We start from the raw sequence: 25,049 nt of genomic DNA, 5'->3' as shown, positions 1-25,049 counted from the left end.
ACGGAATTGGTCGTGGACTGGTAACACCCACTCGATCCGGCCGCTCGCCGCGAGGACGACCCGGGCACTGCCTGGTTCATCGCACGGCAAGCGTGTGTTCGGCGTCGTCGGCATGGGTGACGGCGATGTCGAGCAGGTTGCGCGCCGGGGCGCTGAAGCGGTGGTTGCGGCGCCAGCAGGCGTGCAGGTTGCGTTCGAGGGTGAGGCTGGGGATGGGGACTTCGCGGAGGGTGCCGTCGGCGAGTTCGCCGCGGACGGTCAATTCGCTCAGTACGGCGGGGCCGAGGCCGCTGGCGGCCGCGTTCTTGATGGCGGTGGCCGAGGTCAGTTCCATCGCGGGGAGTGCGGTCAACGGGTCGGGGAGGGTGGCGAGCCGGTCGTGCAGCACCGAGCGGGTGGCCGAACCGGATTCGCGCAAGATCAAGGGCGCCGTCGCGAGGTCGGTGGCGGTGATGCTCGCACGCGCGGCCCAGGGGTGGTCCGGGGCGACCACGACGACGAGGCGATCACGCACGACAGGGCAGTGGTCGAGCTCGGCGGGAATGTGACCCGCTTCGGCGAATCCCAATTCCGCGCCGCCGCGGCGGATCAGTGCGACGGTGTCGGCGCTGTTATGGCACAACAGGCTGACGTTGGTGCCCGGCAACCGTTTTCGCAAGGCGGAGAACCACGTCGGCAGGAAGAATTCGGCGATGGTGGTACTGGCCGCGAGCATCAGGTGCACCGGCGCCGCACCGCTCACCGCGGTCAGCGCCTGGTCTAGGTTGGCGGCGGCTTCCAACGCGGGCCGCGCCCACCGCAACACCCGCTGACCACTCTCGGTCACGGTCGCGCCGCGCGGATGCCGGTCCAGTAGCCGCAGACCCAAGCGCTGCTCGAGACCGCGGATGCGGGTACTGACCGCGGGCTGGGTGAGGCCGTGCTGGCGGGCGCAGGCGCCGATGCTGCCGGTGGCGGCGATCGTGGCCAGCAGTTCGTACGGCCCCAGATCGGTGACTTTCGACGACAAACCCATAAAGCGACCTTATGGGTACCCGAGGAAACCGGCTCTACCGCGTCCAGGGGCACGCCCAAGACACTTGTCATGCCATCGGGGCACCCCGATATTCAGGACAGAAGGGCATGGTTGATGACACGCATTCAGGCGGTAGTCGGACACGAAATCCTCGACAGCCGAGGCAATCCCACCGTCGAGGTCGCCGTAGAACTGGAAGACGGCTCCACGGGGCGGGCCAGCGTGCCTTCGGGTGCGTCGACGGGTACCCGTGAGGCCGTCGAACTGCGTGACGGCGACCGGTCTCGCTTCCACGGCCGCGGTGTGCTCACCGCGGTGGCGCGTGTGAACGCCGAGATCGCGGCGGTCGTGGTCGGCAAGGATGCCGAGGATCAGGCGGCGATCGACCACGCCATGATCAGCTTGGACGGCACCGCGAACAAGGCGGGGTTGGGTGCGAACGCCACGCTGGGGGTTTCGCTCGCCGTCGCCAAGGCGGCCGCCGCATCCCACCGGACCCCGCTCTACCGCTATCTCGGTGGAGCGGCCGCTCGGCTGTTGCCGTTGCCGATGTTCAACATCATCAACGGCGGTGCGCACGCGGACAACCTGCTCGATTTCCAGGAATTCATGATCGCGCCGATCGGAGCAGCCACCTTCCGAGAGTCGGTGCGCATCGGCGCGGAGGTCTTTCACACGCTGAAGGCCGACCTGGCCGCTGTCGGTGAATACACCAACGTCGGCGACGAGGGCGGGTTCGCCCCCGACTTGCGTTCCGCGGAGCAGGCCCTGGATTACATTGTGGCGGCGATCGAGTCGGCGGGCTACCGACCCGGCGTGGACATCGTCATCATGCTCGACCCCGCCGCCTCGGAGTTCTACACCGACGGCGCCTACCACTATCGCGCGGACGACACGGTGATGACCGTCGATGAACACATCGACTACCTGGTGAGACTGCTGGACGCGTACCCGATCGTGTCCTTGGAAGACCCCATCGCCCAGGACGATTACGCGGGTTGGGCGCAACTCACCACCGTCATCGGCGAACGCTGCCAACTCGTCGGCGACGACGTGTTCTGCACCAACCCAGCGCTACTGACCGAAGGCATCCGCGACGGCCTCGGAAACTCGATCCTCATGAAGATCAACCAAATCGGCACGCTCACCGAGACTTTCGACACCGCCGACATCGCACGCAGGGCCGCATACGCCACGATCGTTTCGCACCGCTCCGGTGAGACCGAGGACACCAGCATCGCCGACCTCGCCGTCGCCCTCGGGGCGGGCCAGATCAAAACCGGTTCGCTGTCGCGGTCGGACCGCACCGCGAAGTACAACCAACTCCTGCGCATCGAAACCGAACTCGGCGCACAGGCGATCTACGCGGGTGCTTCGACCCTCGCCGGTCACAACGCCCCGAACTGATCACGAAGACTCGCCGACGGACTACGGGGCGACAGCTTCCCGGTCGCACAGCATTCGATTGCCGCAACGCCTGGCCTCCCGCCGCGCGAGCTCAGTGGTGAGTCTCTTGTGGGCCACCGGTGTCTTTCCGGGCCGTACTGTTTGGCCCACGCGTCGAGCATGTTCTCGGAAGCGGTCTCGCGGTGTCTGCCGCAACGATGGATGGCGAGGTCGCACTCGCCGGTCGCGCACCCGGTGAGTTGCTCGCGGCCGCGGCGATCGCGTTCCGCGCAGGGAAAGTCGACGATCAGTGAGGACCGCGTAGGTGCCCGTCCGCTCCTGTCACGGGGAGCCGGACGGTGCTGAGCAGCCCGCCGCCGGGACGTGGGGTGAGGGTCAGTATTCCACCGTGCGCGCGGGTGATGCTGTCGACGATGGCCAGGCCGAGGCCGACGCCGGAGTGGTGGGTGCGGACGCGTTCGGTGCCGCGCTGGAACGGTTCGACCAGCGTGGAAACCAGTTGCGGCGTGAGGTATTCGCCGGTGTTCTCCACGGTGAGCACGACGGTGCCGGGGTAGGCGTCGGTCGTGGTCCACACGATGCCCTGTCGTGGCAGGTTGTGCACGATCGCGTTGTGCACGAGGTTCGTCGTCAGCTGTAGGAGGAGGGCGTGCGAGCCGCTGGTCGGTGCTGGTCTGCCCGAGGTTTCCAGCGTGACGCCGTGTTCTTCGGCGAGGAAAAGCAGTGTTTCGGTGGCCTCCTCCGCGAGTAACGAGAGATCGACGGGTTCTCGGGCGAATGACCCTCGGTCGGCTCGGCTGAGGAGCAGCAACGCTTCGGTGAGGTCGATCGCGCGGGTATTGACGGTGTGCAGACGATCGGCCAGTTCTCGGGGATCGTGCTGGGCATCCTTGCGTGCCACGTCGAGCAGGGTTTGCGTGATCGCCAGCGGAGTGCGCAGTTCGTGTGCGGCGTTGGCCGCGAAGCGCTGTTGTTCGGCGACGTGCGTTTCGAGGCGGGCGAGCATGGTGTCGAAGGCGTCGGCGAGTTCGCGGAATTCATCGCTGCGGCCGGGGAGTCGAATCCGGTGGGAGAGTGACCCATTCGCGGCCATGCGGGTGGAATCGGTGATGCGGGTCAGCGGAGCGAGCATGCGCCCCGCGAGAATCCATCCCCCCAGGAGGCCGAATATCAGGAGAAACGCCAGCACAAGGGCCATGAACGGCGCGAAGGTGCGCAGCAGCAGTTTGCGGTCGATCCAGAAGTTGCCGTTGGTGTCGATCCAACCGGCGGGCAAGAAGTACAGGTAGAAGATCATGACGGCCGCGAGCAGCAAGGTGCCAGCGAGCATCAGGAAACCCGCGTAGCTGAGGGTGAGTTTGAGGCGAACACTCAATCCCGGCTGCCTACCCACGGCGGACGCCCGCGTCGATCCGGTACCCGGTACCGGCGACGGTCGCGATGATCCAGGGTTCGCCGAGCCGTTTACGCAACGCCGAGACGGTGATGCGCACAGCGTTCGTGAACGGATCGGCGTTCTCGTCCCACGCCCGTTCGAGCAGGTCCTCGGCACTGACGACACCACCCTCGGCCGCCACGAGCACTTCGAGCACGGCGAACTGTTTCCTGGTGAGCGCGATGTAGCGGCCGTCGCGGTACACCTCGCGGCGAAACGGGTCCACACGCAGCCCCGCGATCTCCCGCACCGGCGGCCTGCTGTGGGCGCGTCGCCGGTCGAGCGCGCGGAGCCGGAGCACGAGTTCTCGCAATTCGAAAGGCTTGGTGAGGTAGTCGTCGGCGCCGAGGCCGAATCCGGTCGCCTTGTCGTCGAGGCGGTCGGCGGCGGTGAGCATCATGATCGGCATACCGCTGCCGGCGGCGACGATGTGTTCCGCGATCTCGTCGCCGGAGGGCCCTGGAATGTCGCGGTCGAGGACAGCGATGTCGTAGGTGTTGATGCTCAAGAGTTCCATGGCGGTATCGCCGTCACCGGCGATGTCGGCGGCGATCGCGGCCAGACGCAATCCATCGCGGATGGCCTCGGCCAAATAGGGTTCGTCCTCAACGATCAACACGCGCATAGGTGCTCGATTCTCCCAGCCGGGACATATCGTCGGCGTATCGAAAATCGCATACGTGCTGGCAACGCCACACTGCCTTGACTGAAGGCATGATGCACAGCCAACCAGCACGAACCGCGTCCCACGGTATCCGATCGAGCGTTCTGGCCGCCGTTGTCGTCGGCGGCGCGGCGCTTGCCGGAGTTCTCGCCTTGCCGGCGTTGACATCCCTGTCCTTCTTGACCGAACGATCTTCCGACGGGGTGTCGGTCTTCGATGACGACGCGCCGACCGTGGCCGATCTCGACCCCGAATTGCGCAGTGCCCTAAGGCAAGCGGCCGCGGATGCGGTGGGGGACGGGGTGCGGATCGTCGTCAACAGTGGCTGGCGCTCGGCCGAGTACCAGACCCAGCTGCTGCGCGAGGCGGTCGCGAAGTACGGCTCTGAGCAGGAAGCCGCGCGATGGGTGGCCGCCGCCGATACGTCCGCGCACGTGACGGGTAACGCGGTGGATATCGGTCCTACCGAAGCCACGGCGTGGTTGTCCGCGCACGGCGCTGCTTACGGCCTGTGTCAGATCTACGTCAACGAACCGTGGCATTTCGAATTGCGCCCCGGTGCTGAAGATTACGGCTGTCCGCCACCGTATGCCGACCCCACCGAGGATCCGAGGATGCGACAGCAATAGTGCGTGGCCGCGCACCGGGATCTGGTATCCGTGAGCGTCCGCTCATGAAAGAGGAGCAATACCTTGGTAATTCATGGAAAGCATATCCGGCGAGTCGAATCGGACGCACCTGCGCTCACCGTGCGACCCCATTGGCATCCGCTGACGCGGATCGCGTTTCGATTCTCTTTCCTCTACTTCACCCTGCTCTGCCTGCTCTACACGCCGATTCCGCTCGCACTGCTCGGTGTGCTCGGCCGGTATGCGGGACCGTGGGGGACACCCCTGACGAATCCCGTCACCACCTGGGTGGGCCGCACGTTTTTCGGGGTCGACGCGGTGCTGCACACCGACTCCGGGGCCGGGGACCAGGCGGCCATGTGGGTGCTGGCCTGCTGTCTGCTGGTGGTGTCGGCAGCGGTTGTCGCCGTGTGGACGGCCGTCGATCGTCGTGGTGCCTATCCTCGGCTGTTGGCCTGGTTCACGCTGTTGCTCCGGGTGTGTCTGGGCGGGCAGATGTTGTCGTTCGGGTTCGCGAAGCTGATTCCCACCCAAATGCCGGGCCCCACGCTGGCACAGCTGTTGGAGCCGTACGGTCACCTGAGCCCGGCCTCGGTGCTGTGGTTGCAGGTGGGTAGTTCTTTTCCGTACGAAATGGCGCTCGGCGCAGTCGAGGTGGTCGCCGGGCTGCTGTTGTTCGTACCGAGGACCGCGGTGCTGGGTTCCGCGGTGAGCCTGGCGAGCATGGCGCAAGTCCTGCTCACCAACATGGCGTTCGATATTCCGGAGAAGCTGCTCGCGCTGCATCTGCTGGCGATGAGCATGGTGCTGCTCGCACCGTATGCGCGGCGACTGTTCGATGTCTTCGCGCGCCAACGTGCGTGCGAACCGCTGCGGCCACCCGCGTTGTTCGCCGACCGCCGCCGCAACCGCATCGCGCTCGTGGCACAGCTGCTTTTGTGCCTCTGGGTCGTCGTGAACGGCTACGACCGGTGGGATGTCTGGCAGCGGCAGTACGGCCCCGACAGCCCCAAATCCGAGCTGTACGGCATCTGGGATGTTCAGGATTTCGCCCTCGACGGGGCGTCGGTTCCACCGCTGATCACCGACGAGACTCGTTGGCAACGGCTTGTTTTCGATGATCCCGGTGCGGCGACGTATCAACGCATGAACGGCGAACTGGTGCCAGCGCATGCCGAGTTCCGCGCCAACGGAGAGTTCGAACTCACCACCACCGCCGACCCGAGCGGCAGAACGGCCGACGCGGCGCCACCCTTCGCGCGACTGTCTGCCGAGCAACCGAACCCGGACCAGCTCGTACTCCACGGAAGTCTGCGTGGCCACCCGATCACGATCACCCTGGAACGTGTCGATCTCGACAGTTTCACCCTGCGTAACCGGGGATTTCATTGGGTGCAGGACTATCCGTACTTTCGCTAGGCCTCGAACAGCAGGTACAGCCCGGTGAAGGTGAAGCCGACCATGGTGAGCATCAAGGCCAGTTGGCCGCTGAGTCGGTGGGCGCGGGGGAGTAGGCGCAGGCAGCGGTCGTGCGCGAGGGCGACGCCGACGATGTGGCCGAGCAGCACCGCGAGCACCTTGATCGTGCCGAGCAACGCGGGATGGGTCGACAGGAGGTAGGCGACGTCGCGGTCGGCGAGTCCGGCGAGGTCCCAGCCCTGGTCGAAGGGGTCGGCGAACAGGATCACCGTCGCCTGACCTTTCTCGACCAGGAACGTGAGGTAGTGGGCCACAATGTATCCCGCGATGATCGGGGTGAGGCTGTGGGCGAGTCGGCCTGGTATCAGCTTGCGGTCGAGAGGAGTGAGACCGCCGGTGGCGCGGGCGGCGAGCACGAATATTCCGCCGACGAACACGATGAAGCCGAGCAGGCCGAGTGTGCGTATCAAGGTCGGCAGAATCGAGGAGCCTCCTGATCCACTGCCCGCGTCGGCGAGCAGTGCGCGCCAGAAGGGAAAGCTGGAGAAGCTGTCGAACGCGGTGGAACCCAGCAGGGTGGCGGCCACCGCGACCCCGCCGAGACGAACCGGGGTGCCCGCGAGGTTGGCCAGCGGGGACCGCAGGACGAGTTCGCCGGTGTCGCGGCGCCCGAGTGCGCTCGACCTGCCGAGCAGGCTGCTGTACACCTCGAGCGGGTCGGCGTTCTCCGCCCACGCGGTGCCGCACACGATCAATCCGACCGTGGTCACGGCGAGATATCCGATCAGCCACGTCGTCACCGCCGCAAGCGAACTCGGCTCCGAATAGGCGAGCTCGAGCCAGACGAAGGTGAACAATCCGACCGCCGCGGGCCACTGCCCCCACGATTCGGGATAGCGAACCACACCTCGATCCAGCGGTCGACCGAGCACGGCGCAGAGCGCACGGTGGATCGCACGCGGCGCGGATATCACCTGCCACACGGGGCCGAGCACGAGTGAGACGACGGGAACACCGACCCACAAGAAGATATAGAGCACGCCGGGGACCGGACTGAGCGCCGAATCGCGCTGCCCGAGAAGCGCTATCGCCAAGACGAGAGCAGTGCCGACAAGGCTGACCGCCGCGAGGAACACCCGCGCGAGCGGCGCGTCGACGACGGCGCGAAACGCCGGGGGCAGTGCGAAACCGGGGGACCGCGGGTTCAGTCGTGGCTCACGCCAGGCGAATACCAGGATCCCGAAGGAGAACGTCAGCGCCCATGCCGCGCCGATGAGCGCGTAGGTCAAAGGTATCGGCAGGTCGGAGGCGCCGCCGATACCGTGGGCGAGGATCGTCATGCGCGCACGAGCAGCGTCACCACCGTGCGATCGGCGTGATGCAGTTCGACCTCGACCCGGCCCGGCACGTCGACGCTGAACCGGAACCGTTGTCCCGCACCGGGAGTCACCGCGAAGGTGTGTTGTGGTGCGGCGTGCACGTGCAGTTCGTCCTCGGCGTCGCTGTCGACCACGATCTCGACCGGCTGGCCGACTTTCGCGTCGAACCGCTGGTCGGCGGGAGTGACCTGGCCACCGGCGATCCGCACCTCGACGACGAGGGCGGCGGGAGCGTCCGGCGCGGTGACCGAATTACCGGGTTCGGCTGTGTGTTCGGGATCGGCGGCTGCGCACCCTGCCACGAGGAGTCCACCGAGGAGAGCCAGCGCGCAGCGGTGCCATAGGGGTGCCATCAATCGTCCTTGTCGCTGTCGGATGCCGAAGCATCGTTGTCGGGTTTCGGGGCGGTGTCGCCGGTGTCTTCGTCGTCGTCTTCATCGCCCTGGCGGCGGTCGCGCAGGGCGATGAACAGGACGACACCGGCGAGCAGTACCGCGGGAAAGAATGCCGGGATCGCCAGCAGGATCGAATGATCCGCGAGCACATCGACGTTGTCGGTGCGCACGGTCATTCGGTGGCGACCGGTTCCGGTGCTCGGGTCGAGTGTGGGTAGCGGTTGTTGATCCGAGCCGCCCCCCACGACAGGGCCGCGACGAGCAGCAGGCTGCACACCAGCACCACCAACGAGGCCACGCTGAACAACCACGCCGGGTGCTCGAACGACCGTTCCCGTTGCAGCACGGTCACTTCGGAGGCGAACGGCCGGGTGAACGAGTCGAGCGCGGGGATCTCCTCGGCGCCGATGCCGGGGTCTGCCGCCATGAAGATCGGTAGCGCGGCCTGCGTGCGCCCGTCCTGGATGCGCAGCACGGATTTCCAACTTCCGTATGCCGGTATCGGTTTCGTCGACGCATAGTGGCCGTAGGCCACCTGCCGGAGCTGGTCGACGACCAGGCCGCGACCGGGGCTGTTGCCGCCGATCCCGCCCTGCCAGGACAGGATCTGCACCCACTCGGGATCGGAACTCAGCAGATCGGTAGGCGTGATGTGGATCTCGGCCAACACCATTCGGCCGTTCGGCGACGTCGTGCTGTCGCGCAGTTGGACCGCGGCTTCGGCATGCTCGGGAACGTCGATGTGCAGACCGTTGGCCGTGGTCGCTCCGGCGATCAGCACGGCGGCGATCACCAACGCACGCCGCACGGGCGGACTGGGCAACGGCTCGCCGCGCAGCACCAAGGCCAGCAAGGCGCCGATCACACCGCCCGCGATGCCGATGGGCACGGCCATCGCCAGCAATTCCGGCCACATCGCGCTCGGCCACGGGTCGACGAACATCGCACTGATCCACAGCGATTCCAGCCACAAACCCACGGTGGCGATACCGAATCCGCTGAGCGCACCCCACCAGACGGGGCGGCGGCGAGCCAGGGGCAGCAGAGCGAGCAGTTCCACCACCACGGCGGCACCGAGGTAGAGCGGGAAGACATTACGTGGCGCGTCGATAATGGGCCCGCCGACCAGCCACGCCACCACCGTGCGGATGACGGCGGCGAAGACCACGGCCACCAACGCACTGAACGGACCGAGGGTCGCGCGTGCGGCGACCAAGGCCACCGCGGCGGCGGCCGCGATCAGCATCGGCTGCAAGACCAGACGGAACTGTTCCACGCCGAAGTCGAATTCCACCTGGAATACCGACAATCCGATCAGCAACCCACCGAAAGCGAAGATCCGCACCAGCCACATCAGGCGGCCGCCGGGACGGTCGGGGTCGGGGCGGTTGTTCCTGCCCTCGAATTCCAGCAGCAGCACGCCGACCAGCGAGAAGCCCGCGCCGCCGATGAGCATCAGGTGCGTCGGCCCCCACAGGGTGACGTCTTGACCGAAGATGCGGTGCCAGATGTCATCGAGCGGAAAGCCGATCAGCGCGTAGAGACCGGCACCGGCGAGCAGGATTCCGCCGACGGGCGCGTACCAGGTGCGGGTGATGCGCACGGACGCGACGCCGGGCTTTTCGTCGAGCGGCAGGACTATCGCCGTCATCCCCGCGGTGAACAGGAAGAACAGTCCTACGAGAATGAAGTAGTGCGCCGGATTCGCCAGCGGCCCGGGATCACGACCGTTGCCCGCGTGCAGGCTGACATCCCAGATGAAGCCGAGCAGCGCGGTGAGGATCGTGGCGATGAACAGCGCGAGCGGCAGGGCGACCCACCCCGGCCGGTTGAACACCTCACCCACCCGATCCGCGACCCGCTGCAACCACGTGATGCGCCGGGTGCGATGCAGATACCCCACCCACAGCAACCCGAGCGCGACCAGACCCGCGGCCCCGGACATGGCGGCCACCTGGTCCAACGCGGCTCCGCCACCCTCGCCACCCGGCGCGGCCGACCACTCTGTGTGCACACCGTCGAGCACTGGACCTCCATTACGGTTGGTAAGTGTTACGGAAAGTAGCACAAATCAGCAGTGGAGAAACGTGCAGATCGTCGATACCGGACAATTCTCCAAAAAGGTGCCCTGCTGGCGATATACCGTCACAAACCAGCAGTTCAGACGGCATGTGCGGCGGCAAGATTCGACACATCGGCGGCACAATGGCCCGCGTTCACCAAGCCCGGCGGGAGACGACCGAGCAACCACACGGCACGCGCCCGGCCGGCAACGACGTGCCAAGCCCGCAGCGGTCGATGGTGAAGTTCGACCTGGGCTGCGATGATGTCTGGCGTGAGCGCCCACGACGAGCAGCGTGCACTGCGTGTAACAGCCGAGGAATTCGCCGAGGGTGCCACAGCCGAACTCGGTGACCTCGAGATCGTCGATGGTCGCGTCGTCCGACTCATGGCTCAAAAGCCGATGCACAGTCGCGTAGTCCGACGTTTAGCGGGACTGCTCGGGGCAGCTCGACATGACGGCGGGCCGTGCATGGTGGTGGATTCCGAAGTGGCAGCACGGTTCCAAGACGCGGACTCCGCTGCCGGGGACCGGCGATTGAACATCCGCTACCCCGACATCTGGATTCGAGACTGCGAACCCTACGACGTCAACTCCGTGCGTGAGCACATCCTGCTTGTCGTCGAGGTCACCTCGGATTCGACGATCGACGTCGACATCAACGACAAGCGAATTCAATACGCTACGGCGGGCATTCCCCGGTATTTGATCGTGCGGATGGATCAGAAGGAAGAACGCATCGAGGAGATCGAGGAATACCGCCTCGACTGGTCGGGTCGCCGCTACCGCGCGGATACCGTGCACCGGCGTGTCCTGTTGCTCGATGAACCGGTCGAGGCCACCATCCCGTTCGAGGTACTGGAACAGCCGTAGTCCCGCCACGTGAACTCGTCTATTCGCCCCGTCGGTACGCGACGAACCGACGTGCGGATTGTTCGTGGTCGACGATTCGGGCCGGATAGCCCGCCGCGTCCGAGGGTAGCCGCCATGGTTCGTGGAGATCGAGGCCGTGCAGGTGAGCGAGTTCGGGGACCCAGCGGCGCACGTAATCGCCGTCGGGGTCGTAACGTCGCGCTTGCCTGATCGGGTTGAGGACCCGGTTGGGTCTGGTGTCGGCGCCGGTACCCGCGACCCACTGCCAGTTGAGTTGGTTGTTGGCCATGTCGCCGTCGGCGAGTAGGTCGAGGAAATGTTTCGCGCCGTGGCGCCAATCCAGGTAGAGGGTCTTGGTCAGGAAACTGGCGGTGATCAACCTGGCGCGGTTGTGCATCCACCCTTGCGCGGCCAGTTGCCGCATTCCCGCATCGACGATCGGGTATCCGGTGCGGCCCTCGCGCCAAGCCGACAGCAACGCCTCGTCGTCGGCCCACCTGTCGTGGCGCGGTCGGTAATCACGGTGGGTGATCGCCGGACGCACCGCCAGCATTTGGTGATGGAAGTCGCGCCAGGCCAGCTGCCGCACGAAGGCCGCGCCACCGGTTGTCGACAGATCCGAACGGTGCACCAGCTCGGTGGCCGACACACAACCGAAATGCAGGTAGGGCGACAGGTGGGAGGTGGCGTCGGCGGCAAGGTCGTCGTGCAGGTCGGCGTAGGCCTCGATACCGTCGGTGAACCAGGTTCGTGCCGTGCGGCGTGCCGCCGATTCACCGCCCGGCGCCAGCTGCGGCGACACGGCGCCGGGCGCGAGATCCGAAGCGGACGGCACCTTTTCGCCAGCGACACCGCGGGGAAGTCGAAGACCGCGCGGCACGGCCAGCGGCGCACGCGCGCGAACCCGCGCCCAGCGGCGGTGGTACGGGGTGAAGACGGCGAAATGGTCGTTACCGCCGCTCGGCGTGATTCGGCCCGGCGCGACCACGGTGACACTGCCCGCGTGTACTTCGAGACCACACCCCAACTCGGCCAGCCGAGTACGCAGCCGCTCCTCGCGACGATGGCTGAAGGCGCTCACATCCTCGGCGATATGCACCTGCTCGACCGAGTACCGGCGCACCAGCCGACACACTTCGTCCACGGTGTCGCCGCCGCGCAGCACCAGTTCGCCGCCCGCGCGCCGCAGTCCCTCGTCCAGGTCGGCCAGCGCGGCAATCAGGAACGCCGCCTTGTTCGCGCTCAGGTACGCGGTCGAACGGATGGCGTCGTCCACCACGAATACCGGGAGCACCTCCTCCGCTCGGCTGGCGGCCACCAGCACCGGGTTGTCACGCACACGCAGGTCACGAGTGAACAACGCCAACGCCACCGCCATACGCCACCGAGCCTTTCGTCCGTTACCTGTGCGCTTGCCTCGCGGGCGACGCTAACCGATGCGCCATCGATGGACGCGGACGCTGGCCGACGGCGCCCAAGATCACGGTGGAAAACGCTTGGGCCGCCGATTGATCAATGCGGCGGGCACCGGATGATTCGTTGAGTCATGGGATTTCGACCACGGTGTCGGCGATCTGTTCCACGGTCCTGCGAGCGTGTGACACAAGCACGACGGCGGTGCCGTCGTCGGCGAGCGCAGACAAGAGCTCGAGCACCTGGGCGGCGCTGGCCGCATCGAGGGCGGCGGTTGGCTCATCGGCCAGCAGTAGGCGCACGTCACCAACCAGTGCGCGGGCGATCGCCACCCGTTGCGCCTGCCCGCCGGACAGCTGAGCGGGACGACGGGTGGGGTCGAGATCGCCGAGTCCCACACGGTGGAGTGCGGTGCGGGCGAGTGCGAGCGCATCGGTGCGCGACATCCGGTCACGCAAGCGGGGGACAAGAGGTTCGGTGACACTGCGGTAGATCGGGCGGTGCGGCGCGAGACTGCCGAGAGCGTCCTGGAACACGATGCCCACGGCGCCGGGTGGGGGTGGCCCGCCCCGACCGTCCCAGGACAAGGAACCGGCGTCGGGCGATTCGATTCCGGCGAGCAAGCGCAGCAGCGTGCTCTTACCCGCCCCCGAAGCTCCGGTGATCGCCACGATCTCGCCGCGTCGCACCTCCAGCGTCGTCGGGGGCAGGCCCGCGCCGGTGGGATACCGCTTGACCACGCCTTTCGCAGTGAGTATCGGCTTCGCGGGCAACGCTTTTCGTTCGCGCGGTGCGGGCGGCGCGGTGGGTGCCGACCGTGTCGGCGGTGCCTCGATCAGCGTGCCGCCTTCGACGCGATATACCCGGTCGGCGTACCGATCGACCAGTTCCCGATCATGGCTGACGATCAACAGTGCCGCCGCGCCCTCGGTGAGCGCCGCGAGCACCCGGTGCGCGTTCGGTTCGTCGAGCGCGTGCGTCGGTTCGTCGGCCAGGATCACCGGCGGTCGCAGGGCGCGCGCGGTCGTCACCGAGGCGCGTTGCAGCATGCCGCCGGACCAGGTGAAGGGACGTTGCCGGACGCGTTCGGCGGGACGGCTGATGTCGAAGGCGGTGAGGTCGTCGACGATGCGGCCGTGTGGGACCCGCTCATGCTTGATCCGCCAGCCCTGCGCGATATTCGTGCCGACCGTCATGAGCGGGTCCATGCTCGTGAACGGGTCTTGACCGACATAGCCGAGCAGAGTGCCGCGCAGTGCGCGGAAGTCACGCTCGGAGCGTGAAACCAGGTCGGAGCCTTCGATTCGGATCGTGCCCGTAACCTCGGCTGGCGGGTCCAGGATGCCGAGTACGGCGCGCAGCAGGGTGGTTTTACCGCTGCCGCTGGGGCCGACGATGGCGACCGTCTCGCCACGGTGAACGCTCAGGTCGACGGCATGCAACACCGTGACCGACGCGTAAGACACCGTGAGGCCCCGGATATCGATGATCGGCTCGCTCATCGCTGGATCACCTCCGGTCCACGGCCACGCATCCCTTCGGCGAGCAGGTTGGCGGCCGCGGCCAATGTCAGAATCGCGACCGACGGCGCGATCAGCAACCACGGTGCGGCGGTGAGGAATCGGCGCGCGTCACCGAGCATGGCGCCGAGTTCGGCCTCCGGCATCTGCACACCGAGCCCGAGGAACGACAGTCCCGCGAGTGCCACCACGATGCCCCCGAGCCGCAGGGTCGTGACCACCAGGAACGGTCGCAGCACCGCGGGCAGCAGGTGGCGAAATCCGATGGCCGGTCGGCGCACGCCGGCGACCACGGCCGCCACCACGGAGGGGCGGGTGCGCGCTTCGAGTGTCAGCGCCCGCGCGATCCGCGCATCCGCGGCCCATCCCGAGAACACCAATGCCACCAGCAGATTCACATACCCCGGCCCGAATGCTCCGACTACGGCCAAAGCGAGCACCAGCGAGGGAACGGCCAGGACGATATCGATCATCCTGGTGAGGATCCGATCGAAGAGACCGCCGTAGATGCCGCAGCCCAGACCGGCGACCAGGCTGATCGTCGCCGACCCCAGCAAAACCAGCAACGCCGACAGCATCGACAACCGCAGCCCGTACATCAGCCTGGCGAATTGGTCGCGGCCGTATTGGTCGGTGCCGAGCCAGTATTCGGCGCTCGGTGCCGACAATTTGTCCGCGTAGTGCGGGGTATTCGGTGCGTACCCGGCCAGCACGGGCCCGAAGACCGCCAGCAGCACGAGTATCCCGAGTACCACCGTGGCGGCGCGCACGGTCCCCGGCAGCCGCACCCATTCGGCACGCACGGATATCGCGCCGGTTCGCAACGCGGTCATGTGCCCACCCTGATCCTGCGGTCGATCACCGACGACAGCACGTCCGCCGCCACACTCGTGACCACGTAACACAACGCCGCGAAAACCGTGAACGCTTGGATCACCGGCAGATCCCGATTCTTCACCGACTCCACCACATACGCGCCGAGGCCCGGCCACGTGAACACGGTCTCGACGACCGTGGCGCCGCCGATGAGCACCGCGACCCCGACCGCGAGCGCGTGCAACGAAGGGACCGCGCTGTTGACGAGCCCGTGTCGCCACAGGATGCGCCACCTGGTCGCACCGCGCGCCCGAAGGGTCTGTGCGGCAGGTGTTTCCATGAAGGCGAGCAGGTCGGCGCGCAGCAATCGCGACCACGTATCGGACAGACCGACCGCGACACAGACCGCGGGCAGCCACACCTGCTGCCATGTGCCGTCCAGCGCGGCCTTGCCGACACCGAGGCCGACGACCACCACCTGAATCAACAGCAGCGCCACCACGAACCCGGGCACCGACGCGAAAACCAATGCCAGCCCGCGCGTTCCGTGATCGGGCCAGCGACCGGGAAACTGTGCGGCGGCGACACCCAATGCCACCGCGACGACCACGGCGAGTACCAACGAAACCGCCGCGAGGGTCAGCGAGGCGGGCAGGCGCGCGCCGAGCTCGTCGGCGACCGGGCGACCAGAGGCGAACGACAGGCCGAAGTCGCCGCGCAGCACACCCCACAACCAGTGCGCGTACCGCTCGATCAACCCGTGATCGAGGTGCAAACGCTGCCGCAGCGCACTGATCTGCGCCGGAGTCGGCTCGGGAATGCCTTGGGCGACAAGAATCATCCGCGCCGGATCACCGGGAGCCAGCGGCATCAACGCCCAGATGAGCACGCTGGCGCCGAACAGGGTGACAAGGGCCTCGAACACCCTGTGCCGTGCCAGGGTGAGAACACGCATCGGTGCCGCCGTCAGGCGCCGGTGCGGCTGGTGATGTGGCGTCGCACGTTCGACACGGTGTAATCGGCCCACTCCGGCCCGGTCACCACCGTGAAGTATTTGAAGGTGCCCGCGACAACATAGGCCTGCTCGGCCACCAGAATTCGCTGCGCGCGCTCCAGTAGCTGATCGCGGCGCCCTGGATCGAATTCACCACGCAGTTGTCGGCCGATGTCATCGATCTCGGCATTCGCGACACCTTGCGCATTGGACGAACCACCGGTGGTCCACCGCACCAGGTACGGCTGGACGGGATCGGCGGTGCCCGAGAGCGAACCACTGAGCGCCACCGACGATTCCCACGCCGTCGGGTCCTTCTTCACCTCGGCGGAGTCCTCGGCATTGTCGATGCGCAACGCGAATCCGGCCTTGGCGACCTGATCCTGAATCGCGATCGCCACATCATTGGTCTCCGGGCCCTGCGCCTGGGTAACGAAGCGCACCACCAGTTTCCGTCCGTCCTTCTGCCGGATTCCGTCGGGTCCGGTCCGCCAACCCGCATCGTCGAGCAGCCGTTGGGCCGCATCGAGGTCGTGCACCTGATCGGCAACGGCGAACGGCATGTTCTGCGGATAGAGCCCGGTGGCCGCCTCGAATTGGCCGTTGCCGACATCGGCGGCGACGGCCTCGTAGTCGATGGCGGCGGCGAAGGCCTTGCGCACCGCGACATCCGTGAAAATCCCCGCCTTGGCGTTCATCTCCACCAACAGCGACTGCAACGCCTCCGGCGACGACAACACGTGCGTGTCGGAGTCACCCTGGAGTTCGAGCTGCGCCGAGGTCGACGGATAGAACGCCATATCGGCCTCGCCGCTGCGCACGCCGGCCAGGCGCGCCTGCTCGTCGGGGACCACCCGCACGGTGACGCCCCGCAGCGGCGGTGGGCCCTCCCAATGCCGCGGATAGGGAGCCAAAACCAGATTGTCGGGCGACCATTCGGTGATCTCGTAGGGCCCCGAGTAAGCACCGGCGCCGACGATCTTCGCCGAATCACCGCCCGCGGCCGCCATCGCCGCGACATCGTAGATCTGCAAGGAGTTGTCGCGAGCTGCCAGCGCCGCGGGCACCATGGCGTTGGGTCGCGGCGTGGTCAGCACGACCTTTCCGCCTTCGACGGTCGCGGTGGTGGCGGGATCCAAATACACCTGTGCCGCCGAGGACCGTGCGATCTGCCTGGTGAGCGCGGCGGCGACAGCGGGAGCGTCGACGGGCGCGCCGTTTTGGAAGGTGACACCGTCGCGCAAGGTCACCACCCAGCGGGTGTCGCCGTCGCGGGAGACGTCGCGGGCCAGCCAGGGTTGGACCGTGCCGTCCTCGGCGACCTGCAACAGATTCTCCGCCACGCCCCAGTCGAACAGCCAGTTCGTTCCGGTGCCGATCGGGTCGAGCCCGGCGATCTTGTAGGAGTTGTAGATCGTCAGCGTGCCGTCACCGGACTCGCGTAATCGGTGCGCGGCGGCCGCCGCGTCTGTCGGGGTATCACCGGCCCCGCAGGCGGGCAACACCATCGCGACAGCGAGCAGTGCGGCCGAGATGACGGCACGGGTGGAACGCCGACGCGGTAGGACATCGCGGGCATGGTCGGGTAGCCGCACGGCGTGACGCCGAGCGCGGCGAGTGAACACTCGCATCTTCATCCTCGTGAAATTCGATCCTGAACTGCGGAGCAGGTGTCCTGGCTCCCGGATCAACACTCGCCTTCGGCCTTCCAACCCAGGCAGGTCGTGGCCATCGGATGAAGGTTTGCTACTCGGTCACAGTTGCGGGACAGCCCCGGATTCGCACCGGTGTTCCCTGCGCAAGGAACTTAGCATCAGCCGTCTCGTCGGTTTGCTGCCCGAGGCGCGCATGCCATGCCGGAACGATCGCCGCCGGGCCCGTTCGAGCACGCGACGTCGTTCAGACGCGGGCGAAGCGGGCGCCCCAGGCCCGGAGCTCGTCGCGCAGTGCCTCCGGCTCGATCACGTCGAATTCCGCGTTCAACGTGCCGAGGCCCATGATCGGCCATTCCATGGAGTCGGCGCTCATCAGGACTCGGCAGTGGCGCAGATCGATGGTCTCCACGGTGCACCAGCGGCCGATGCGCTCGCGCACATACTGCGCGGGCGCACGGACCACCACCTCGATCCGGTGGGGCCGGCGCGCCTGATCCATTCCGGCACGGACGAATTCGGCGGCATCGGCGGCGGGAAGTTCGCGCGGACGGAACCGAGAACCGTCGCCCGACGGGTCGACGAGCCGGTCCAACCGGAAACTGCGCCAGCCGTGCCGGTCGAGGTCGTAGGCGACGAGATACCACCGGCGACCCAGTGCGACAAGGCGATGCGGCTCGGTGTGGCGCTGCGTTCGCCGACCGCCCACGGCGGTGTAATCGAATCGAAGACGCTCATTGTCGCGGCACGCGGTGGCGACGGTGGTGAGCGCGACCGGATCCGTACCCCGGCCGTCCGGTGCGCTCCACGCCGCGGGCACGGTCATCGTGCGCAAGGCGTCGACGCGTTGACGCAGGCGCGGGGGCAGCACCTGAATCACCTTGGCCAGCACCCGAACCGAGGGTTCCGCGAGCCCCTCAACGGTCCCGTGCACGGCCGCCTGCATGCCGACGACCAGCGCTACCGCTTCCTCGTCGTCGATCATCAAGGGCGGCAGCGCGGCACCCGGCGTGAGCTGGTAGCCGCCGTCGACACCCCGATGCGCCTGCACCGGGTATCCGAGTTCGCGCAACCGCTCGACATCGCGCCGCAGGGTTCGCCCCGAAACCTCTAGCCGATCGGCCAGTTCGATGCCCGGCCAGTACTTGTGTGTCTGTAGCAAGGACAGCAGTCGCAGTGTCCTGACGCTGGTGTTCGCCATATTTTCCAGTCTTCCCGCTATTGCGGACAGAAAGTGACCGCAATAGGTCATAGCGTAGCCATCGACGCACGAACCGACCATTGAATCCCCAGTTCGAAAGGCTGACCATGACCTCGACAACGCCCGTCGACCCGACCACCTCGACCGAACGTGACGACCTGCTCGCCGAGTTGAACCAGGCACGCTTCTTCCTGCGGCACACTGCCCAGAACCTCACCGACGAGCAGTCCGCGGCGCGCACCACCGTCAGCGAGTTGTGTGTGGCTGGCCTGATCAAGCACGTCACCGAGGTCGAACGCAACTGGGTCGGCATCATCCGTGGTGACAATTCGGGCATGAAGGACTTCGATGACATGACCGAAGCGGATTTCCAGAAGCGGGTCGACGAGTTCAAGCTGCTGCCCGGTGAAACGCTCGCAGAGGTCGTCGCGGCCTACGACGAGGTGGCGGCCGAGACCAATGCCCTCGTCGCGACTATCGATCTGAACAGCCGGTGGCCACTGCCGAAGGCACCGTGGTTCCAAGAAACGAGCAGGTCGACCCGCCGCGTGCTCATCCACATCATTGCCGAAACCGCCCAGCACGCGGGCCACGCCGACATCATTCGCGAGGCGATCGACGGTCAGAAGAGCATGGGCTGAGCGCAGCCGGCTTGCCTACCGGCGGCGCCGGTGGTGGTCGTGGGTCGAGCTCCCCGAGACAAGGTGCTAATGTCGCCCGCGTGACTGCCGGGTCGGCTATCAGCCGTGAGCGAGACGGGTTCCCGGCTGCTCCTTGATCGTCGGGCGGGCCCGAGGCCCGCCCCCTCCATGAGTGAAATCAGATCAAAAACCCCATGGAGGAAGGAGTTTCCTATGCCACATCCACAGGTGGATGTACGTTTCGACCACACCATCATCGCCGCGCGCGACAAACATGAGTCCGCACGATTCTTCGCCGAGATCTTCGGCCTGCCCGAACCGCTGGAAGCGGGACACTTCGTCGCGGTGTATTTGACCGACGGGCGGGTGCTCGATTTCGCCGTGCCGCCGATCGATTTCCCCGGCCAGCATCTGGCATTCCTGGTCAACGACGACACGTTCGACCACATCATGGAACAAGTCCGTGCGCGAGGTATCCCGTACTGGGCCGGTCCGCAGCTGATGGGGCCGGGTGAGATCAACACCAACCATGGCGGGCGAGGCGTGTATTTCGACGACCCGGCAGGTCACCATCTAGAAGCGCTCACCGCCCGCTACGAGGGCTATCCTGACCTGACCTGACGACTCGGTGCTGCGCCGGACCCCGTCCCCGGCGTAGCACGGGCCGGGCCGCCTCGAAGCACCGACGTACTCGCGGCGCCCGAGGATATCCTCGACGGTGCGCTCGACGCCGAGTTCGGCGTTCCCGTCGGCGAGCGATCTGGCGGTGCCGTAGTGGTCTTGATCGGCGCGACAAGATCCAATGAGGCGCTCGACGCGCTCCCGGCCCCTGCGGCGCGGAGATCGATGTCCTTGCCCGGTGTGCGATTCCGGACGGTGACCGCGAATCGTCGGTGGAGCACGGTGGCGGCCGTAGCCTGCTCCATCGTACCTGGTCCGAGAAATGGCAGTCGAGTGTTGTTCTCCGCCATGTCATTTCGGTCATCGAAAGAAATCTCGCGATCCCGACCCGGTCTGCTTCGACCCTGCTGGGAAGCCAGTGTTGCCACAAGTACGCACTTTCGAGTCGGGTACTTGGCGTCAGTGCGTGAGCAGGACGCGTTTTCCTATCCCGACACAGGAACGAGACCGGGCCGGGCGATTGCGATCAACGTGAGGCCAACCCCGGACCGTGGTGTTCTCGCTCGCGCACCCGCCCGGTGGGGGCGCCGTCGGCGGGCGGCTGCCGTGCAGGGTGGTAGGAAAGGGGACGTGTCCGCAACTGGTGAAGCATCAGATCCGAAACAGAACGTACGCGCCGTGGGCGAAGTCGTGGAGTTGGTCAGCAAGCTGATCCGCTTCGACACCTCCAACACCGGCGACCTGACCACCACCAAAGGTGAGCAGGAGTGTGCGCGATGGGTGATCGAGCAATTGCAGGAAGTCGGCTACGAAACCGAATACGTGGAATCCGGGCAGCCGGGACGCGCGAACGTCTTCGCCAGGCTCAAAGGTGCCGATTCCAGCCGGGGCGCGTTGATGATGCACGGCCACCTGGACGTAGTGCCCGCCGAGGCCGCCGACTGGAGCGTGCACCCGTTCTCCGGTGCCGTGCAGGACGGCTACGTGTGGGGTCGCGGCGCGATCGACATGAAGGACATGGTCGGAATGACGCTGGCGGTGGCACGCCAGTTCAAGCGCGAAGGCACGGTGCCACCGCGTGACCTGGTGTTCGCGTTCCTCGCCGACGAGGAGAACGGCGGCAAGTGGGGTTCACAGTGGTTGGCCGACCACCGTCCCGACCTTTTCGAGGGGATCACCGAGGCGGTGGGTGAGGTCGGCGGGTTTTCCTTGACGGTCGACCGCCCCGACGGCACCGAAAGCAGGCTGTATCTGGTGGAGACCGCCGAGAAGGGCCTCGGCTGGATGCGGTTGCGCGCCAAGGCCAGGGCGGGACACGGTTCGTTCCTGCACGAGGACAACGCCGTCACCATCCTCGCCGACGCGGTCGCGCGGCTGGGCAAACACACTTTCCCCCTGGTGCTTTCGGATTCGGTGAACGAATTCCTCACCGCCGTCGCCGAGGAAACCGGACTGACCTTCGACCCCGACAGCCCCGACATCGAAGGCCAACTCGCCAAGCTCGGCACGATCTCCCGGATCATCGGTGCGACCTTGCGCGACACCGCGAATCCGACGATGCTGCAAGCCGGATACAAGGCCAACGTCATCCCGCAGACCGCGGAAGCGGTGGTCGACTGCCGGGTGGTGCCCGGCCGCCGCGCGCAGTTCGAACGGGAGGTCGACGAGTTGATCGGCCCCGACGTGGAACGCGAATGGATCACCGCGTTGGATTCCTATGAGACGACCTTCGACGGCCACCTGGTCGACGCGATGAACGACGCCATCCTCGCCCACGACCCACAGGGTAGAACGGTGCCCTACATGCTTTCGGGTGGCACGGACGCGAAGGCGTTCGCCCGCTTGGGTATTCGCTGCTTCGGCTTCGCGCCGCTGCGGCTGCCGCCGGACCTGGACTTCTCGGCACTGTTCCACGGTGTCGACGAGCGAGTCCCGGTCGATGCCCTCGAATTCGGCACCGAGGTGCTGGAACACTTCCTGTTGCACAGCTGAATCGACCGAGAAAGGACCTCATGACCTTCAACCCCTACTCCGCACTGCCGCAGTTGCCGTCGTTCACGCTCACCTCCACCGATGTCACCGACGGGCAGCCGCTGCACAACGATCAGGTCAGCGGAAAGCTCGGCGCGGGCGGCAAGGACGTCTCGCCGCAACTGTCGTGGTCCGGATTCCCCGAGGGCACACAGAGTTTCGCGGTCACCGTCTACGACCCGGACGCACCCACGGCGTCGGGTTTCTGGCACTGGGTCGTCGCCGACATCCCGGTCTCGACCACCGAGCTGGCCTCCGGTGCCGGTAGCGACGGCGGCACACTGCCCTCCGGTGCCGTCACCCTACGCAACGACGCCGGTTTCCCCGGTTTCGTCGGCGCGGGCCCGCCCCCCGGCCACGGCCCGCACCATTACTACGTCGTGGTGCACGCGGTCGACGTGCCGAGCCTCGGCATCGACGCCAGCGCAACCCCCGCATTCCTCGGTTTCAACCTGTTCTCCCACGCCATCGGCCGCGCGACGCTGATCGGCACCTACGAGCAGAAGTAACCGCGAAAATCTCCGGTACGTAAACTCCAGGGGCATAAGCCTTTTCGTATCCCGGCGCGATCAACACCGAACGAGTACCCCCGAATGGACCGAACGACAGTCCATCCGGGGGTATTTTCGCCTCGACGCCGAGTCACCCCGCTTGCGTGACGAACCAACACGTTTCCCCAGTACAAAGGAGCGATGTGAACGGCCGCCCTGGCGGCTCATAGCGTCCGGGGTGGTTTCCGTATGTATCCCGCACCAGGGATACCGCTCAACGGTTGCTCCGGGGCTGGGCGCCGCCGCCATAGTCATGAGCAGCACTGCCCTGAGTCCGGGGCGGTTTCGTACGCACACCAGGGAACCCGCGCAATGGCCGCTCCGGGCTGAGCGCCGCGCTCGAGCGACAGCAGCTGGCGCCAATCACAGCTCTATCACAGCGAAATCTTGTTCGGGCAAAATTGATCCGATCGAGAACATCTGAGACACGGCGTTTTTCAATAAAATCGGCCCTGGCGTGTCGTTATAGCAGTGGATAATATGTGGGCATGGGGGAACAATTCAGCACATCGAGCCGTGTAGGCGCTGAGTTGTTGCATGCTGTCACCCGGCTGCGGGACCGTGGTCACACAGACTTGTCGGATTCGCAGACCCTGGAGTTGTTGCGTGACATCGAGTCCGCGACACGGATACTCACCTCGGTGAGCGTCGCGACGATGGTCGAGGCGTCCGATCGGGGGATTCCCGACCAGGTGGGCGTGGGGACGCTGAAGAAGCTGTTGGTGCAGACCCTGCGACTGTCACATATCGACGCGGGTGCGCGGGTGGCGGCGGCGCGATCGTTGGGGAGTTGGCACGCCGTCGATGGCAGTACTCGCGAGCCTGAATTGGCATGCACTGCGGCGGCATTGGGGGCGGGTGAGATCTCGACCGACCACGCACGTGGGATCGCCGCGGTGATGAAGCGTATTCCGCGGCTCACACCGCATGACGAGGTGCGGGCAGCGGAGGAAATTCTCGCCGACTTCGCGCGCACCGGATCACCCGATGACATCCCGGAGGTCGGTCGTGCGATCCTGGCGCACCTGGACCCCGACGGACGGTTGACCGACGATTACGACCGCCAACGGAGACGTGGTATCAGCATCGGTCGTCAACGCCCCGACGGCATGTCACCGATCAGCGGCGAGATCACACCCACGCTGCGGGCACTGCTCGAGCCCTTGATCGCGAAATTCGCTCGACCCGGAATGTGCAACCCGGACGACCCCGACAGTCCTGTGTCCGGTGCGCGTATCGGGCGTGACGAACTGAGTGCCGCCGCGCGCAGGGATCGACGCAGCGCCGCGCAACGCACCCACGACGCCTTCCTCGCGATTCTGCGACCGAATACCCTTGGTGCTGAATGGGGTTCCCACCGGGGTGTCCCGGTGTCGACCATCTTGACGATGAGCGTGCACGACGTCGAGACCGCTTCGGGTGTCGCCACCACCGCCACCGGCGGCACCGTCCCGATCAGCGAAGCACTCGAACTCGCCCAAGTCTCCCAGCCGTATTTGCTGGTGTTCGATCACGGTGGTGCGGCACTGCATCTCGGACGAGCCAAGCGCCTGGCGACGCACGATCAGCGGCTGGCGTTGATCGCCTCCGTGCGCGGCTGCTCGCGTCCCGGCTGCGACGCACCCGCCAGCCTGTGCGCCACCCACCACGTGCATGAGTACGCCAAAGGCGGTCGCACCGACATCACCAACGAAACCCTCGCCTGCGACGCCTGCCACGCGCTGATTCACGAGGGTGAAGGCGGTTGGAAAACCGTGGTGATGGGCCAAGATTCCGAGTTCGCTGGCCGCACAGGGTGGATCGCACCCCCACACATCGACCCGACCGCCACCCCCATGGTCAATCACCGCCACCACGCCAGAGAACTCCTCGCCGCCGCACTCGCCAATATCCATCGTCACCGCGAAAGCCGGTATCAAGAATGGCTACACGAACACCACCCGCCGCCCGCAGCATGAAATCGGCGCGGCTGACACCCACGTCTCGTGGGGCGATACCGCGCGCCCGCAACGTGGTTCTGTCCGTTAAATCCTCGCAGCCACAATAGGATCGCTGCGAGGATGAATATCCGAGACGTCAGCGCGGCACAACGGCGGCTGACCGATTCACGCCGCCGCACATAACTCCTGAGTAGTCGATTGACGACTTGAACGTCAGCCTGGAGGTAGGAAATGTGGGTGGCGTATCGGGTCGCCAGGCCACGAAACTGTTTGAGCCGGTGGGAATTACACCGCTAGCCCACGTCGCGCTCTTTGTCGAGCCCGGTATCCAGTGCAGGGGGACGGCCGCCCTGATCTTCCCGGCCGACCACATCGACACGAACCACATCGA

22 protein-coding genes and 1 riboswitch are annotated in these 25,049 nt (G+C 66.3%); of the genes, 9 read left to right on the top strand and 13 right to left on the bottom strand.

Translation table 11 applies throughout. From position 1 onward, the window contains the following. Window positions 1-76: 76 nt before the first annotated feature. Entirely contained in the window at window positions 77-1,015 is a 939-nt protein-coding gene (locus tag ABEA50_RS11185; RefSeq protein WP_345495201.1) for a LysR family transcriptional regulator, read from the bottom strand. Window positions 1,016-1,129: 114 nt separating this feature from the next. Here ABEA50_RS11185 and eno point away from each other — a divergent pair, with 114 nt between their 5' ends. Next, complete coding sequence (gene eno, locus ABEA50_RS11180) at window positions 1,130-2,422, top strand: phosphopyruvate hydratase (RefSeq protein ID WP_345495200.1); 1,293 nt, start codon at window positions 1,130-1,132, stop codon at window positions 2,420-2,422. A 286-nt stretch (window positions 2,423-2,708) separates the two neighbouring features. On the opposite strand, the gene ABEA50_RS11175 is transcribed toward eno, so the two are convergent. Together ABEA50_RS11175 and ABEA50_RS11170 are read right to left on the bottom strand one after the other, a co-directional pair. Then, window positions 2,709-3,797 (bottom strand): sensor histidine kinase, encoded by a 1,089-nt coding sequence (locus ABEA50_RS11175; RefSeq protein ID WP_345495199.1) that lies wholly within the window; start codon window positions 3,795-3,797, stop codon window positions 2,709-2,711. A 10-nt stretch (window positions 3,798-3,807) separates the two neighbouring features. Beyond that, window positions 3,808-4,482 carry a response regulator transcription factor gene (locus tag ABEA50_RS11170; RefSeq protein WP_345495198.1) on the bottom strand — a complete coding sequence of 225 codons (675 nt, stop codon included), beginning with the start codon at window positions 4,480-4,482 and terminating at the stop codon, window positions 3,808-3,810. Window positions 4,483-4,571: 89 nt separating this feature from the next. Here ABEA50_RS11170 and ABEA50_RS11165 point away from each other — a divergent pair, with 89 nt between their 5' ends. Next, window positions 4,572-5,150, top strand: a complete 579-nt coding sequence (locus tag ABEA50_RS11165; RefSeq protein ID WP_345495196.1) for a M15 family metallopeptidase — start codon at window positions 4,572-4,574, stop codon at window positions 5,148-5,150. A gap of 120 nt (window positions 5,151-5,270) precedes the next feature. Beyond that, window positions 5,271-6,569 carry a DoxX family protein gene (locus tag ABEA50_RS11160; protein ID WP_345496525.1) on the top strand — a complete coding sequence of 433 codons (1,299 nt, stop codon included), beginning with the start codon at window positions 5,271-5,273 and terminating at the stop codon, window positions 6,567-6,569. Here the strand turns inward: ABEA50_RS11160 and ABEA50_RS11155 are convergent. From ABEA50_RS11155 to ABEA50_RS11140, 4 genes are read right to left on the bottom strand one after another with little or no spacing between them, the layout of a single operon-like run. Continuing rightward, window positions 6,566-7,909, bottom strand: a complete 1,344-nt coding sequence (locus tag ABEA50_RS11155) for a hypothetical protein (RefSeq protein WP_345495194.1) — start codon at window positions 7,907-7,909, stop codon at window positions 6,566-6,568. The two genes, ABEA50_RS11160 and ABEA50_RS11155, sit on opposite strands and share 4 nt — an antisense overlap. After that, window positions 7,906-8,301, bottom strand: coding sequence for a hypothetical protein (locus ABEA50_RS11150; RefSeq protein ID WP_345495193.1), 396 nt, complete (start codon window positions 8,299-8,301; stop codon window positions 7,906-7,908). Before ABEA50_RS11150 ends, ABEA50_RS11155 begins: the two co-directional genes overlap by 4 nt. Beyond that, entirely contained in the window at window positions 8,301-8,519 is a 219-nt protein-coding gene (locus tag ABEA50_RS11145; RefSeq protein WP_345495192.1) for a hypothetical protein, read from the bottom strand. Before ABEA50_RS11145 ends, ABEA50_RS11150 begins: the two co-directional genes overlap by 1 nt. Continuing rightward, complete coding sequence (locus tag ABEA50_RS11140; protein WP_345496524.1) at window positions 8,516-10,288, bottom strand: hypothetical protein; 1,773 nt, start codon at window positions 10,286-10,288, stop codon at window positions 8,516-8,518. Before ABEA50_RS11140 ends, ABEA50_RS11145 begins: the two co-directional genes overlap by 4 nt. A 390-nt stretch (window positions 10,289-10,678) precedes the next feature. On the opposite strand from ABEA50_RS11140, the gene ABEA50_RS11135 reads away from it, so the two are divergent. Beyond that, window positions 10,679-11,278 carry a Uma2 family endonuclease gene (locus ABEA50_RS11135; RefSeq protein ID WP_425577589.1) on the top strand — a complete coding sequence of 200 codons (600 nt, stop codon included), beginning with the start codon at window positions 10,679-10,681 and terminating at the stop codon, window positions 11,276-11,278. 19 nt (window positions 11,279-11,297) lie between these two features. Here the strand turns inward: ABEA50_RS11135 and ABEA50_RS11130 are convergent, their stop codons facing one another. The 6 genes from ABEA50_RS11130 to ABEA50_RS11105 form a co-directional block, all read right to left on the bottom strand. Next, on the bottom strand, window positions 11,298-12,656 hold the full coding sequence (locus tag ABEA50_RS11130) for a cryptochrome/photolyase family protein (RefSeq protein ID WP_345495189.1): 1,359 nt from the start codon (window positions 12,654-12,656) through the stop codon (window positions 11,298-11,300). Between the two features lie 166 nt (window positions 12,657-12,822). Then, window positions 12,823-14,193 (bottom strand): ABC transporter ATP-binding protein, encoded by a 1,371-nt coding sequence (locus ABEA50_RS11125; RefSeq protein WP_345495188.1) that lies wholly within the window; start codon window positions 14,191-14,193, stop codon window positions 12,823-12,825. After that, window positions 14,190-15,044 carry an ABC transporter permease gene (locus ABEA50_RS11120; protein ID WP_345495187.1) on the bottom strand — a complete coding sequence of 285 codons (855 nt, stop codon included), beginning with the start codon at window positions 15,042-15,044 and terminating at the stop codon, window positions 14,190-14,192. Before ABEA50_RS11120 ends, ABEA50_RS11125 begins: the two co-directional genes overlap by 4 nt. Beyond that, the gene (locus tag ABEA50_RS11115) at window positions 15,041-15,982 is read right to left on the bottom strand and encodes an ABC transporter permease (protein ID WP_345495186.1); all 942 of its coding nucleotides are present in this window, start codon (window positions 15,980-15,982) and stop codon (window positions 15,041-15,043) included. Before ABEA50_RS11115 ends, ABEA50_RS11120 begins: the two co-directional genes overlap by 4 nt. A gap of 11 nt (window positions 15,983-15,993) precedes the next feature. Beyond that, on the bottom strand, window positions 15,994-17,658 hold the full coding sequence (locus ABEA50_RS11110) for an ABC transporter substrate-binding protein (RefSeq protein WP_345495185.1): 1,665 nt from the start codon (window positions 17,656-17,658) through the stop codon (window positions 15,994-15,996). An 11-nt stretch (window positions 17,659-17,669) separates the two neighbouring features. Beyond that, window positions 17,670-17,847: riboswitch (cobalamin riboswitch) on the bottom strand. Between the two features lie 73 nt (window positions 17,848-17,920). Further along, a complete protein-coding gene (locus ABEA50_RS11105) occupies window positions 17,921-18,874 on the bottom strand; it encodes a helix-turn-helix transcriptional regulator (RefSeq protein ID WP_345495184.1) in 954 nt (317 codons plus the stop codon). Window positions 18,875-18,981: 107 nt separating this feature from the next. Here ABEA50_RS11105 and ABEA50_RS11100 point away from each other — a divergent pair, with 107 nt between their 5' ends. The 5 genes from ABEA50_RS11100 to ABEA50_RS11080 all read left to right on the top strand — a co-directional run bounded on the left by ABEA50_RS11100 (window position 18,982) and on the right by ABEA50_RS11080 (window position 24,676). Next, window positions 18,982-19,515 (top strand): DinB family protein, encoded by a 534-nt coding sequence (locus ABEA50_RS11100; protein WP_345495183.1) that lies wholly within the window; start codon window positions 18,982-18,984, stop codon window positions 19,513-19,515. Between the two features lie 213 nt (window positions 19,516-19,728). Further along, the gene (locus tag ABEA50_RS11095) at window positions 19,729-20,136 is read left to right on the top strand and encodes a VOC family protein (protein WP_425577588.1); all 408 of its coding nucleotides are present in this window, start codon (window positions 19,729-19,731) and stop codon (window positions 20,134-20,136) included. A 630-nt stretch (window positions 20,137-20,766) separates the two neighbouring features. After that, on the top strand, window positions 20,767-22,128 hold the full coding sequence (locus tag ABEA50_RS11090; protein ID WP_345495181.1) for a M20/M25/M40 family metallo-hydrolase: 1,362 nt from the start codon (window positions 20,767-20,769) through the stop codon (window positions 22,126-22,128). A gap of 20 nt (window positions 22,129-22,148) precedes the next feature. After that, a complete protein-coding gene (locus ABEA50_RS11085) occupies window positions 22,149-22,676 on the top strand; it encodes a YbhB/YbcL family Raf kinase inhibitor-like protein (protein ID WP_345495180.1) in 528 nt (175 codons plus the stop codon). A 530-nt stretch (window positions 22,677-23,206) separates the two neighbouring features. Continuing rightward, window positions 23,207-24,676 carry an HNH endonuclease signature motif containing protein gene (locus tag ABEA50_RS11080; protein WP_345495179.1) on the top strand — a complete coding sequence of 490 codons (1,470 nt, stop codon included), beginning with the start codon at window positions 23,207-23,209 and terminating at the stop codon, window positions 24,674-24,676. Window positions 24,677-25,049: the final 373 nt, after the last annotated feature.

It is taken from the genome of Nocardia callitridis (assembly GCF_039543305.1).
Taxonomy (GTDB): Bacteria; Actinomycetota; Actinomycetes; order Mycobacteriales; family Mycobacteriaceae; genus Nocardia; species Nocardia callitridis.
Note: the sequence above shows the minus strand (reverse complement) of the source record. Positions and strands in the feature narration are given on the sequence as shown.